Raw genomic sequence first — 12,680 nt, forward strand, 5'->3', positions numbered from 1 at the left:
TGATGTCGTCCCCAGACGCGACTGACGACATCTTCTCGGCACGTGCGAAGACGAGCGCGCATGTGCCGAGAAGATGTCGTGCGGGCGGGCGAACCCTGAGACGGCGGGGCGCGGCATACGAGGGCCTTTCTACGATGGCCGACGTGACCGACTCCGATGCCAGCCGGCTGCCGCCGGAGCTCGCTCGGCTCCGGGCGAGCATCGACAACATCGACGCCGCCCTCATCCACCTGCTCGCGGAGCGGTTCAAGTGCACCCAGCAGGTGGGAGCCCTCAAGGCGGAGCGGGGTATGCCGCCCGCCGACCCGGGGCGTGAGGCGCAGCAGATCGCCCGGCTCCGGGCCCTCGCCGACGAGGCCGGACTCGACCCGCAGTTCGCGGAGAAGTTCCTCAACTTCATCGTCGCGGAGGTCATCCACCATCACGAGGCCATCGCCGCGGGGGATCCCCCGGCGCCCCGCACCGGCACCTGAGGGTGGTCACGGCCTTGTGCGAGAGCTGACCCGAGCCCGGACTCTCGTCACCTTTCCCGAGGCGACGCCACTTCTCCGGAGGTGACGCCGTGCCCGGACTCCGAGCCGACGGCGCCGTGGCCGGCCCCCGCGGTACTGCGCGGCGAGACAGCCGCCGACACCCGGGGCACTACGGCCGCCGCCGGTGGCACCGCGCTCGGCACCGACGACACCCGCGCTCGGCACCGACGACACCCGCGCTCGGCACCGACGGCACCGGCTGCCAGCATCGACGGCACGCGCGGACGGCCACACCGCCTACCGCTCGACGAAGCTCGACGCGTCATACCGCGGCAGACTCCACTGGACCTGCGACACGGCGGTGACACGCCCGGGTCGGCGCGTCGTCGACGGCTCCTCGGTGAGCAGGTCGAGGAGCCGTCGCACGTCCCCGCGACGCCCCTCGGCGACGATCTCGACCCGGCCGTCGTCGGTGTTCCGCGCGTGCCCGACGAGGCCCAGCTCGAGCGCTCGCGCCCGCGTCCACCACCGGAACCCAACCCCCTGGACCCGTCCGCGGACGTAGACGAGGACCCGGCACACCTGGTCGCCGGTCGTCTCCCCGTGCGTCACGACCGGACGAGGACGACGCTGTAGTCGGAGCCGCCACCGGAGTCGACGACGAGGCCGGGGAGCGACACCGCCACGGCCGAATGCCGGTCGGTCAGCGTTCCGTCACCGAGCTGCCCTCCGTCGTTGTCCCCCCAGGCGGAGAGGCCACCCGGGCCGGCAGCCAGCTCGAAGTCACGCCCGGCCGCGATGTCGTCGACCCCGACGACGCCCGGGACGACCTTGGGCGTCGTCTGCCGCGTCGAGGTCCCGAGGCCGAGCTGGCCGAGGTTGTTGACGCCCCAGGTGAGGACCGAGCCGTCGGCACGCAGGGCGCTGCTGAACTTCGCCCCGGCGGTGACCGAGACGGCGTTCGCGACGCCGCGGACCTTCACGGGGGATGTGCGGTTCGTCAGCGTGCCGTCCCCGAGCTGGCCGGTCGCGTTGAGCCCCCACGCCCACACCGTGCCGTCCGACCGGACGGCGAGGGCGTGGTCCCGACCGGCGGCGATGGTGACGACGCGGCTCAGGCCGTGGACCTTGACCGGCACCGTGCTCGAGGCGGTCGACCCGGTGCCCAGCTCGCCGTCCGCCCCGAGGCCCCACGTCCAGACCGTGCCGTCCGACCTCAGCGCCATGCTGACGTCTCGTCCGCCCGCGACGGCGACGACCTTCGTGAGTCCTCGCACCGCGACGGGCCGGAGGCGCTTCTGCGTCGTCCCGTCGCCGAGCTGACCGCTCGCGTTGTAGCCCCACGTCCGCACCGTGCCGTCGGAGAGCAGCGCCATCGAGCCGTAGTGGTCGGTCGCGACCTGGACGACGCCCGTCAGCCCGGTGACGAGTGCCGGGGTGGCGCGGTCCTTCGAGGTACCGTCGCCGAGCTGCCCCTTGGAGTTGTCGCCCCAGGCCCACACCCGTCCCGAGGCGTCGAGGGCGAGGACGTGCTCGCGGCCACCGGCCACCTGGGCGATCGACGGCAGTCCCGAGACCTCGGCGAAGGCGGTCCGCCCTGGCCCTGCACCGGTCCCCAGCTGTCCGTCGGCGTTGGCGCCGGAGGTCCACACGGTGCCCGTCGTCGCTGGGCCTGCCCCGCTCTGAGGCGCGACGGCGACCGCTGGCACCGCCCCGGCATACAACGTCGCCGATGTCGCGGAGCAGGCCAGGACGACCGCCCCGACGACCGTGACGAGCCGCCGTCGTCCCACGTCTGACCTCCCGCGTCGCTCGCGAGCCGAACCGACCGGCCCTCCACACCGAGGGTCCCCCACGTCGGCGTCCCTGTCCACCGGATCGGAGGAACCCCTCGCCAGGCCTGGGAGACTCCTTCCGCGATCGGGGTATGCGGGTCGGCGAACGCCACCTCACCCGGAGGGGCGTCGCGACCGCGGCACCGGCTGGCACCGAGGGCAGAAGAAGGACGAGCGGTTCATGAAGGTGCTGCGCCGGATCGGGGTGCCGCACCGCGGGCACGGCTTGCCCTCCTGCCCGTATGCCGCGAGCGAGCGGTCGAAGTAACCCGAGGCGCCGTTCACGTTGACGTAGAGCGCGTCGAAGCTCGTGCCGCCCTGACCGAGCGCCTCGGTCATGACCTCGGTGGCGGCGTCGAGGAGCCGCCCGATGGCCGGCCTGGTGAGGGCGGATCCCAGCCGCTCGCCATGGATCCGGGCGCGCCACAGCGCCTCGTCGGCGTAGATGTTGCCGATGCCCGACACGACGGTCTGGTCGAGGAGGATGCGCTTGACGGCGCTGTCCCTCGCCTTGATCCGCCGCACGGTCGCGGCGCGGTCGTAGGCCGGCTCCAGCGGGTCCGGGGCGATGTGGCCGATCGTCTGCGGGACCAGGTCGTCGGTCAGCTCGTCGAGGTGGAGACCGCCGAAGGTGCGCTGGTCGACGAACCGCAGCTGCGGGTCGCCGTCCCTGAAGTGGAGCCGGGCGTGCAGGTGCCGCTCGTCGGGGGCGTCGGCCGCCTCGACGAGGAGCTGGCCGCTCATCCCGAGATGGAGGACGAGCGCCTCACGCGATCCACCGTCGTGGCGCAGGACGAGCCAGAGGTACTTGCCACGCCGGCGCGCGGACTCGACGACGGCGCCCGGGAGTCGGGCGACAAGGTCCTCGGGGCCCGGCACGTGCCGGCGGGCGACGCGTGTCCCCGTCACCTCGGCCGCGGCGACGGTCCGGCCGACGACATGGTCGGCGAGGCCACGTCGGACGACCTCGACCTCCGGCAGCTCAGGCACGCGCTCCAGTCTCCCGCAGCACCCCGCCCGCCCGGCGCCGGGTCCGCCTCACGGCCCGGCCCGCCTCACGGCCCGGCCCGCCTCACAGTCCGGCCCACCGGCGCTGCCCTGAGGCACGTGCCGGTGGGCGGGCCTGCCTCACGGCAGGTAGTACGTCGGGTTCGGCAGCTTGATCGCGCGGTTCGAGGAGCCGCCGAGCAGGTCGCTGAACTGGTCGCCGAAGTTCGCGACGATCCGGTAGCCGAGCGTCTCGATGTGCGCCCGGGTCTGGGACTTGTACTCGACCGTCGTGCACGAGCTCGTCTTGCAGGTGATGTACGGCGGCTGCTGGCTCGGGCCGACCCCTGTCCACTTCGTGTAGTAGTTCTCCACGGTGAAGGGGTGGTAGCCGACCGCGCCGAGGTTGCCGAGCGTGGCCTCCTTCTGGTCGTCGTTGCGGCCGGTCAGCCCGAAGACGGTGCATCCGGCGTCGGCGACGGCATTGACGAGCGACACCATGCCCGGCGTCGCGGGGAACCGCTCGTCCTGGACCCATTCGTTCTGGAGCACCGGGTCGTAGACGAACTTCATCGCCCCGACCTCCATGTCGTAGGTCATCAGCGTCGTGTCGTCCGCGTCGAAGACCACGGCCGGGTGCTTCCCCCGGGCGACCTGGTCGCGGCAGGCCTGCGCGACGATGGGCGTCTGCTTGGCCGTCAGCGCCGTCATCTCGGTGATGTAGGGCGATGCGGTCTTGTTGGCGATGCCGTTGCCGGTGTCGCCGTAGTAGGTGCGGATCGTCGCCTTGACGGAGTCGATGTTCGGAATGCCCTCACCGCTCTCGGTCGCCCCGCTCGACCCGTCGGGCGCCATCCGGAAATGGGTGCGCGGCGTGAGCTTCGGCTCGTGGAGGCCCGGCAGGTCAGGGCTCGGGAGGTAGTAGGTGGGGTTGGGCAGCTTGAGGGTCTTGTCGGCATACCCGCCCATGAGGTCGGACCACTGGTCGCCGACGTTGAGGACGATGTCGTAGCCGAGGTCCTTCTCGATGTGCTTGCGCGTGCCGGCCTTGAACTCCACCGTCGTGCATGACGAGCTCGCGCACGTGATGTATGACGGCTGCTGGCTCGAGCCGACGCCCGTCCACTTCGTGAAGAACCGGTTCGGCGTGAACCCGTCGTACCCGACCTTCTTGAGGTTGGCGACGGTCGCGGTCTTCTGGTCGTCGTTGCGGCCCGTCAGACCGAAGATCGTGAAGCCCAGGGCGCGCGCCCGGTTGACGAAGCCGACCATCCCCGGCGTCGCGGGGAATCGCTTGTGCTGGACCCATTCGTCCTGGAGCACCGGGTCGTAGACGAACTTCATCGCCCCGACCTCCATGTCGTAGGTCATCAGGGTCGTGTCGTCGGCGTCGAAGACGATGGCGGGCTTCGTGTGGTGGCGGTGGGCCTTCACGAGGGCCTTCGTGAGGTAGTCCCACTGGGCCCGCTCGATGCGCTTCATCTCGGAGATGTAGGGCGAGGACTGCTTGTTCGCGATGCCGGTGCCCGGGTCGGCGTAGTACGTCGCGATGGTCTTCTTCACCGAGTCGATGTTCGGTATGCCGGCGCCGCCCTGGGTGAGTCCGCTCGACCCGTCGGGGGCCATGGTGAACCACGTGCGGGGGGCGAGGGTGCGGGAGCCGGCACCGGACGCGGTGGGCGACGGCGCGGCATACGCCGGAGCGGCGAGGGTCGCGAGGGCGGCAGTCGCGACGACAGCGAGCGCACGACGTGCTGGGATGCGCATGAGTCTCCTCGGGGGTGTGATCGGGAACGCACCGAACCTACCCCCGGCCACCGACAGGGCAACAGGGCCAGCGGTGAACTTTGCGTGACGCCGAAGGATCTGCGGTCTCGTGAGTGTCTCGGGTGAGTCGTCCGTCGGGGGAATCGGCCCGGTCTGGGGGTTTTCGGCCTGTCCGGGGACGATTCGCCCTCGGTGGGCCGAAGCGCTCCTTCGAGGCCGGCCCGGCCCAGGAGGCCGCCCGGCCTGGGAGGTGGGCCCGGTCTAGGAGGCGGGACCGGTGCCGGCGGACGCCGGTGGTGCGTCGGAGGCGCCCGACGCCTCGGAGACCTCCGAGACGGCCCCTTCCTCCGCGGCGAGGGCGTGCCACGCCTGCTCGGCGGCCTTCTGCTCCGCGTCCTTCTTCGTCCGGCCGCTCCCCCGCCCGCGGACCTCGCCGGCGAGGCGCGCCTCGGCCTGGAAGGTCTTCGCGTGCTCGGGGCCCGCCTCGGTCACGCGGTACTCCGGGGACCCGAGGCCGTGCCGGGAGCCGGCCTCCTGCAGGCTCGTCTTCCAGTCCAGCCCGGCGCCGAGCGACGCCGAGGCCTCCATGATCGGGTCGAGGAGGTGGTGGACGAGCCGTGCCGCGTGGGTCAGGCCGCCGGTGAGGTACACGCTGCCGATGAGCGCCTCGACGGTGTCGGCGAGGATCGAGTCCTTGTCCCGCCCCCCGGTGGCCTCCTCACCGCGACCGAGACGCAGGTACGCCCCGAGGTCGATGGTGCGGGCGGCCGAGGCGAGGGCTCGCATGTTGACGACGGCGGCCCGCAGCTTGGCGAGGTTGCCCTCCGTGACGTCGGGGTGGGCCGTGAACAGCGCATCGGTGATGACGAGCCCGAGCACCGAGTCCCCGAGGAACTCCAGCCGCTCGTTGTGCGGCGCGCCGCCCGCCTCGTAGGCGAAGGACCGGTGGGTCAGGGCGCGCAGCAGGAGGTCCTCGTCGACCGCACAGCCGGTCACGGCGGTGACGTGGTCGGCGAGCTCGTCCGCGGGGCGGTGCCCCGGTGTCGCGGCGCGCTTGCCCACGGGGCGCCTCCCCTGGTCAGCCCTGGTGCTCGGTGCGCTCGGCAGCGGCGTAGTGGCGCCCCTTGTAGGTGCCGCAGGACGGGCACGCCGTGTGCGGCAGCGTCTCGGCCCGGCACTGCGGGCAGGTCGTCGTCGTGACGGCTGATGCCTTCCAGTTGGCGCGGCGCGAGCGGGTGTTGGAGCGGGACGTCTTCCGCTTCGGGACAGCCACGTCAGTTCCTCTTCTCGTTGGTCGTGGACGGCTCGGCAAGGCTCTGCAGGGCCGACCACCGGGGGTCGATCACGTCGTGGTGGTGCCCCGGGTCGTCGGCCAGGGCCGCTCCGCACTCGGAGCACAGGCCCGGGCAGTCGTCCCGGCACACCGGCTGGAACGGCAGTGATGGCACCACCGTGTCCCGGAGCATCGGCTCGAGGTCGAGCAGGTCGCCCTCGAGCTGGTACTCCTCGGCCTCGTCCGTCTCGGCCCCCACCTCACGGTGGTGGGCCGCCCGGTCGGCGTAGGCGAACAGCTCCTGGAACCGCACGCCCACCTCGCGGGACAGCGGATCCAGGCACCGCACGCAGGCGCCGGTGGCCGTCGCGCGCGCCGTGCCGCTGACCAGCACACCCTCGACGACCGACTCGAGCCGCAGGTCCAGCTCGAGCGGCTGGCCCTCCGGGATCCCGATGACGTCGGTGCCGAGGTCGGCGGGTGCCCCGACGACGCGGTCGAGCTCTTCCATGGACCCTGGTCGCCGACCGAGGGCCTGCACGTCGAGGACGTAGGGCGATCGGGGGTCGAGGTGGTTCATGGCTCCGCAGACGTCGAGTGGCACGGCATACGCCCGCACGGACGTAGACCGACCGGCAACGATACCGGAGGCGTCCCGCTTCGGCCCAATCGTCTCCGGACGCCGGTATGCCCTCGGCTCGCCTCCGACGGCCCCGCGCCCGGCGTCCAGCCCCCACCCGGCCTCGAACCCGCCCGGCCCCCGGTCCGCCCCCGCTCGCCTTATCGGGTGACCCGATAAAGCGAGCCTTCACCCCACTTCCCTTGTCGGGTGAAGGCAAGGGTTCCGGGGTCACCCCGGAAGACGTGGCCGCTGGAGCAAGACTCGCGGGAAGACGTGGCTGCGTCAGGCCTGTCGGTAGCGCGCCACGAGGGCGTCGCGAACCGGGTCGGGCACCAGCCCGGTCACGTCGCCCCCGAACGAGGCGACCTGCCGCACGAGGGAGCTCGACACGTGGGCGAGCGCGCCGTCGCCGGGAACGAAGATCGTCTCGACGCCCGTGAGGTGCCGATTCATCGCCGCCATGGGGAGCTCGTAGGCGTAGTCGGTCTCGCTCCGCAGGCCCTTGACGATGACGGGCGCGTCGAGCTCCCGGCACACGTCGACGATGAGGCGCCCGCCGAAGGCCACGACCCGGACGTTCGCGACGGCGGCGAGCGCCTCCTCGAGGAACCCGATCCGCTCCTCGACGGAGAACGTTCCCGATTTGTCGGGGTTGTGGAGGACGGCGACGACGAGCTCGTCGAAGAGCCCGGCCGCCCTCGTGAGCACGTCGACGTGCCCGGAGGTCACCGGGTCGAAGGACCCCGGACTCACGGCCCGACGGATGCGCTGCTCGCCCACGGCAGGAGAACCTACCGGGTCGGACGCCCCGAGTCCGGCACCGCCGCGTGCCCCGCTCCCGGGGCTCGGAGATCGACGGTGCCGGCGATCCGTGTCGTCGTGTCCCCCGCGACCCAGACCCGCCCGTGGTCGCTCGTGACATGGACCCGGCCGCTGCGCCGCAGCGCCGTGCCCTGGGCCGCGACGTAGCGGTCCGGCAGGACTCCCGCACCGATGAGCCACTGCCCCAGCCCGGCGTTGAGGCTGCCGGTCACCGGGTCCTCCATGAGGTCGCGGTCGTCGGCGTAGAAGGCCCGCACCTCGACGTCCACTCCCCTCTCCCTCGCATCCTCCGGAGGGTATGCCGCGACGAGCCCGACCTTGAGCCCGGCGAAGAGCACCGGGTCGGGGCGCGCGGCGAGCACCGACTCCGGCGTGTCGAGCAGCAGTCCGAGCCAACCCGGCCCGTTGTCCACCCAGGCCGCCCCGCGGACCGCGCCGGGCGGGATCGCGAGGGCGGCCGCGGCGCGGTCCCGGTCCTCCGCAGTCGCAGCCCCGCTTCGCACGAGGGGCGGCGCCTCGAACGCGAGCCGCTCACCCCGTCGGACGGTCACGAGCCCCGCTCCGCACTCCTGGACGACCACGTCGCCGGATGCCGGGACACCCCCGGCCTCGAGCCAGGCGTGGGCGGAGCCGAGGGTGGGGTGACCGGCGAACGGCAGCTCGCCGCCGGTGGTGAAGATCCGCACCCGGTAGTCCGCCGCCGGCGTCGTCGGACGGAGGAGGAACGTCGTCTCCGACAGGTTCGTCCAGCGCGCGAAGGCCGCCATGGTCTCCTCGGGCAGGTCGTCGGCGTCATGGACGACGGCGAGCGGGTTCCCGCCGAGCGGCGAGCCGGCGAAGACGTCGACCTCAGTGAATCGCATACCAGATCACCGTCTCTCCGTAGACCCGATGACCTTCGCGGACGAGCCCGTCGGGCCACCTCGGCTCCGGGGACCGGCTCGACCGCTCGACGACGACGACGGCGTCCTCGGCGAGGACGTCCGAGAGGAGGCTCAGCACGTGGGCGAGGTCGTCCTCGCCGAGCGGGTACGGCGGGTCGAGGAGGACGAGGTCGTATGCGGTCCCCGCGGCCCGGGCGAGGAACGCGGCGACCGTGGAGGGCACGATCCGGGCCTGCTCGACGCCGAGGGCCCGGACGTTGGCCCCGATGTGGGCGGCGGCGCGACGCTCGGACTCCACGAACGTCACTGAGGCGGCGCCGCGGCTCACCGCCTCCAGGCCGAGGGCGCCGGACCCGGCATACAGGTCGAGGACGGCCGCGCCCTCGATGGCGCCGCGACTCCCGAGGGCGGAGAAGAGGGCCTCCCGCACCCGGTCGCTCGTCGGGCGGGTGCCGCTGCCGGAGGGGGCCCGGATGGTCCGCCCGCCGAGCGCTCCGCCGATGATCCGGGTCATCAGCTGCGCTCCAGGTAGGCGGCCTGCTCCTCGTCGAGCCGCTCGGCGACGGCGACGGCGAGATCGGGGTGGGCCGCGAGGCTCGGGTCCTGCGCGACGACGGCGAACGCGTCCTCGTGCGCCATGACGACGAGCTCCTCGTCGCGCAGGAGGGAGAGGAAGCGCAGGCTGCCGCGCCCGCCGCTCTGGCGGGCCCCGAGGATGTCACCCTCGCGGCGCAGCGTGAGGTCGAGCCTCGCGAGCCGGAACCCGTCCGTCGTCGCCGCGACGGCCTCGAGCCGCTCCCGCGTCTGCTCGTTGTCGGTGCCGGTCACGAGGAGACACAGGCCCGGGCGGCCTCCCCGGCCGACCCGGCCCCGGAGCTGATGGAGCTGGGAGACGCCGAACCGGTCGGCGTCGAGGATGACCATGGCGGTCGCCTCGGGCACGTCGACGCCCACCTCGATGACGGTCGTCGAGACGAGGACGTCGAGGTCGCCCCGGGCGAAGGCGCCCATGACGGCCTCCTTCTCCTCGGGGGGGAGCTGGCCGTGGAGGACGCCGAGCCGTACGCCGCGCAGGTCGGGGTTCTCCGCGAGCTCGGCCGCGACCCGAAGGACGCTCTTCAGCGGCGGCCGTGCGGGGCGGTCCTCGGCGCCCGGCGCCTCCCACTGCTCGGGCTCGTCGTCGGCGTCGGGCGGCGGCCCCTCCTCGACGAGGTCGGCCCCGTCAGCGCCGTCTGCGGCCCCGTCATCCTCGTGGATGCGGGGACACACGACGTAGACGCGGCCCCCTCCGGCGACTTCCTCCGCGACGCGCTGCCAGGTCCGCGGCATCCAGCCCGGCAGATGCTCGGGGACGACGTGCGTCGTGATCGGCGCCCGGCCGCGGGGCAGCTCACGCAGCGTCGAGGTCTCCATGTCGCCGAAGACGGTCATCGCGACGGTGCGCGGGATGGGGGTCGCCGTCATGACGAGGACGTGCGGGGGCTGCTGCGCCTTGGACCGCAGGACGTCGCGCTGCTCGACCCCGAACCGGTGCTGCTCGTCGACGACGACGAGGCCGAGCTCGGCGAACTGGACGGACGCCTCGAGGAGGGCATGGGTGCCGACGACGAGGCCCGCCTCGCCGCTCGCGGCCTGCAGGAGCGCGGCCCGTCGCGCCTTCGTGGACTGGCTGCCTGTGAGGAGGGCGACCCGGGTCCCGATGTCGCTGCCGCCGAGAAGGCCCCCCTCGGCGAGGTCCCCGAGCATCGTCGTGATGGAGCGGTGATGCTGCGCCGCGAGCACCTCGGTCGGCGCGAGGATGGCGGCCTGCGCGCCGGAGTCGACGACGGCGAGCATGGCGCGGAGGGCGACGACCGTCTTGCCGGACCCGACTTCGCCCTGGAGCAGCCGGTGCATGGGCACGTCGCGGGCGAGGTCGGCCGCGATCTGCTCCCCGACCGCACGCTGACCCTCGGTGAGCTCGAAGGGCATCCGGGCGTCGAAGGCCTCGAGGAGACCCCCGGGACGCGCGACGCGAGGGGCCGTCGCCTCCCGCGACCCGTCGAGGCGCCGCATCGCGAGGGCGCTCTGGAGGACGAAGGCCTCCTCGTAGCGCATCCGCCGACGACCCGCCTCGACGCCTCCCCGGGTGCGGGGCTGGTGGAGCATCCGGGTCGCCACGAGCCGGCTCGGCAGGTCGCGCGCGGCCCGGACCGGTGCGGGGATGGGGTCCGGCAGCTCGTCGAGGGCGTCGAGGACCGTCTCGACCGACCGCATGATCGTCCAGTTCTGGAGCCGCGGGACCCGCGTGTAGATCGGGACGAGCTCACCCCGATCGACGTCCTCACCCTCGTCGAGGAGCTCGTAGCCGGGGTGCGTGAGCTGCATCCGGCCGTTGAAGCTGGACACCTGACCCGCGAAGACGGCCCGCACCCCCGGGACGAGCCGGTCCTCGTGCCCGTGCGGCTTGAAGAAGGTGATGTCGAGCTCTCCGCCTCGCTCGCCGGCCGCGACGACGGTGAGGATCCGGCCCTTGCGGTACTTCATCGGGCGCGCGTTCGCCGTGCGCACCCGGGCGACGACGACGGCATACTCCCCCTCGCGCAGCGTCGACAGGTCGCTGTCGTAGGGGGTGTACCGGCGGGGCCAGAAGCCGAGGAGATCCTCGACGGTCCGCAGGCCGCGGGCCTTCTCCAGCGGTGGCGCCGCCGAGCCGATGAGCCGCTTGAGGGACGTCGTGGGGTCGACCACGTCACTCCACCCCGACGAGGAGCGGATAGTGCGGCTGGCCGCCGTGGACGCGGACGACCTCGACCCGATGGTGGCGCTCGGCGACGGTCGCGGCGACCGCCTCGGCGAGCCCGGGCGGCGCCTCCTCGCCGGTCACGAGGGTGACCAGCTCGCCGCCGGTGCGCAGGAGCTGCTCCACGACGTCGAGCGCGACGGTCTCCAGGTCCTCGCCGATGACGGCGAAGTCGCCGCCGACGATCCCGAGGATGTCGCCCGGGACGCAGTGCCCGGCACTCGTCAGCCCCTCCTTGGCGGCGACGGTGACCCCGCCGTGGCGGGTCGCGGCCGCCGCCTCGGCCATGACGACGGCGTTGTCCTCGGCGGACTCACCCGGGTCGAGGACGGCGAGCGCCGCGAGTCCCTGGACGACGGTGCGGGCCGGGACGACGTGGACGACGAGGCCCTCCGCGCGGGCCGCCTGGGCCGCGGCCCGCGCCGACAGGACGGTGTCGGCGTCGTTGGGCAGGAGGACCACGCCTCTCGCGTGCGCCGAGCGGACCGCCTCGAGGAGCTCCCCGGTCGATGCCCGGTGCCCTGGACCGGAGTCGACGACGATCGCCCCGTGGTCGCGGAACACCCCGGCGACCCCAGGCCCCGCCGCGCACGCGACGACGGCGACGTCCTGGACGACGTCACGCTCGACGACCTGGGTGTCGAGGTGGGTGATCCGCAGCCGGTGCGGTCGACCCGCCTCGATGCCGGCCTCCACCGCGGCCCCGGGGTCGTCGACGTGGACGTGGACGTTCCACAGCTCCGGCCCCCCGACGACGAGGAGGGAGTCGCCCAACGCGTCGAGCCGCTCGGTCAGCGTTCGCACCCACTCCTCGGTCGTGTCGTCGAGGAGGAACATCACCTCGTATGCCGGACCCGACGTCTCCCCGTGCGTCGCCTCCGCGGGTCCGATGCCGTGCGGGCCGCTCGGGGCGGGCAGGTCGCTCGTCCGTCCCGACCACGTGCCGCTGCGGGTCTCGGCCTCCATGGTGAGCAGGGCCCCGGGTCGCATGGCCGACTCGCCGAAGATGACGCGGTGCAGGCCCTCGACGAGGAGCAGGTAGCCGGCAGCGCCTGCATCCACGACACCGGCCGCCGTGAGGGCGGGCAGGGTGTCGGTCGTCGCGGCCAGGGCTCGCTCGCAGGCGCGCAGCATCGCCTCGGCCGTCCCCGCGAGGTCGGCGCCGCCCGCCACCGCCCGCTCGGCGGCGTCGGCGACGGCTCGCGACACCGTGAGGGCGGTGGCTTCGACGGGGG

General features: G+C 73.2%; 13 protein-coding genes. 1 reads left to right on the forward strand and 12 read right to left on the reverse strand.

The window, feature by feature from the left end:
* Positions 1 to 143: 143 nt before the first annotated feature.
* The gene (locus BN12_RS09175) at positions 144 to 473 is read left to right on the forward strand and encodes a chorismate mutase (protein ID WP_407667786.1); all 330 of its coding nucleotides are present in this window, start codon (positions 144 to 146) and stop codon (positions 471 to 473) included.
* Positions 474 to 770: 297 nt separating this feature from the next.
* Here BN12_RS09175 and BN12_RS09180 read toward each other — a convergent pair whose 3' ends face one another.
* From BN12_RS09180 to BN12_RS09235, 12 genes are all read right to left on the reverse strand, one after another.
* Positions 771 to 1,085: an acylphosphatase gene (locus BN12_RS09180; protein WP_048551878.1), complete on the reverse strand. Its 315-nt coding sequence runs from the start codon at positions 1,083 to 1,085 to the stop codon at positions 771 to 773.
* Positions 1,082 to 2,266, reverse strand: coding sequence for an RCC1 domain-containing protein (locus BN12_RS09185; protein ID WP_053079990.1), 1,185 nt, complete (start codon positions 2,264 to 2,266; stop codon positions 1,082 to 1,084). The genes BN12_RS09180 and BN12_RS09185 overlap by 4 nt, the downstream gene beginning before the upstream one ends.
* A gap of 156 nt (positions 2,267 to 2,422) precedes the next feature.
* Positions 2,423 to 3,298, reverse strand: a complete 876-nt coding sequence (mutM, locus tag BN12_RS09190; RefSeq protein ID WP_048551880.1) for a bifunctional DNA-formamidopyrimidine glycosylase/DNA-(apurinic or apyrimidinic site) lyase — start codon at positions 3,296 to 3,298, stop codon at positions 2,423 to 2,425.
* A gap of 138 nt (positions 3,299 to 3,436) precedes the next feature.
* A complete protein-coding gene (locus BN12_RS09195; RefSeq protein WP_048551882.1) occupies positions 3,437 to 5,062 on the reverse strand; it encodes an HAD family acid phosphatase in 1,626 nt (541 codons plus the stop codon).
* A 261-nt stretch (positions 5,063 to 5,323) separates the two neighbouring features.
* Complete coding sequence (gene rnc, locus BN12_RS09200) at positions 5,324 to 6,124, reverse strand: ribonuclease III (RefSeq protein WP_048551884.1); 801 nt, start codon at positions 6,122 to 6,124, stop codon at positions 5,324 to 5,326.
* A 16-nt stretch (positions 6,125 to 6,140) separates the two neighbouring features.
* The gene (gene rpmF, locus BN12_RS09205; protein ID WP_048551886.1) at positions 6,141 to 6,335 is read right to left on the reverse strand and encodes a 50S ribosomal protein L32; all 195 of its coding nucleotides are present in this window, start codon (positions 6,333 to 6,335) and stop codon (positions 6,141 to 6,143) included.
* Between the two features lies 1 nt (position 6,336).
* Positions 6,337 to 6,915, reverse strand: coding sequence for a YceD family protein (locus tag BN12_RS09210; protein WP_048551888.1), 579 nt, complete (start codon positions 6,913 to 6,915; stop codon positions 6,337 to 6,339).
* 324 nt (positions 6,916 to 7,239) lie between these two features.
* Positions 7,240 to 7,737, reverse strand: a complete 498-nt coding sequence (gene coaD, locus BN12_RS09215) for a pantetheine-phosphate adenylyltransferase (RefSeq protein ID WP_083454531.1) — start codon at positions 7,735 to 7,737, stop codon at positions 7,240 to 7,242.
* Between the two features lie 11 nt (positions 7,738 to 7,748).
* Positions 7,749 to 8,642, reverse strand: coding sequence for a PhzF family phenazine biosynthesis protein (locus BN12_RS09220; RefSeq protein WP_048551890.1), 894 nt, complete (start codon positions 8,640 to 8,642; stop codon positions 7,749 to 7,751).
* Positions 8,629 to 9,177, reverse strand: a complete 549-nt coding sequence (gene rsmD, locus BN12_RS09225; RefSeq protein WP_048551892.1) for a 16S rRNA (guanine(966)-N(2))-methyltransferase RsmD — start codon at positions 9,175 to 9,177, stop codon at positions 8,629 to 8,631. The genes BN12_RS09220 and rsmD overlap by 14 nt, the downstream gene beginning before the upstream one ends.
* A complete protein-coding gene (locus tag BN12_RS09230) occupies positions 9,177 to 11,393 on the reverse strand; it encodes an ATP-dependent DNA helicase RecG (protein ID WP_048551895.1) in 2,217 nt (738 codons plus the stop codon). The genes rsmD and BN12_RS09230 overlap by 1 nt, the downstream gene beginning before the upstream one ends.
* Position 11,394: 1 nt before the next feature.
* The coding region (locus tag BN12_RS09235; protein WP_048551896.1) for a DAK2 domain-containing protein at positions 11,395 to 12,680 on the reverse strand (1,286 nt) is incomplete at its 5' end.

This window comes from Nostocoides japonicum T1-X7, assembly GCF_001046855.1.
GTDB lineage: Bacteria > Actinomycetota > Actinomycetes > Actinomycetales > Dermatophilaceae > Nostocoides > Nostocoides japonicum.

Bases quoted from the DNA above. Each gene is read 5' to 3' on its own strand.
- BN12_RS09195 (WP_048551882.1), bottom strand. From the start codon at position 5,062: ATGCGCATCCCAGCACGTCGTGCGCTCGCTGTCGTCGCGACTGCCGCC.
- BN12_RS09220 (WP_048551890.1), bottom strand. From the start codon at position 8,642: ATGCGATTCACTGAGGTCGACGTCTTCGCCGGCTCGCCGCTCGGCGGG.
- rsmD (WP_048551892.1), bottom strand. From the start codon at position 9,177: ATGACCCGGATCATCGGCGGAGCGCTCGGCGGGCGGACCATCCGGGCC.
- BN12_RS09210 (WP_048551888.1), bottom strand. From the start codon at position 6,915: ATGAACCACCTCGACCCCCGATCGCCCTACGTCCTCGACGTGCAGGCC.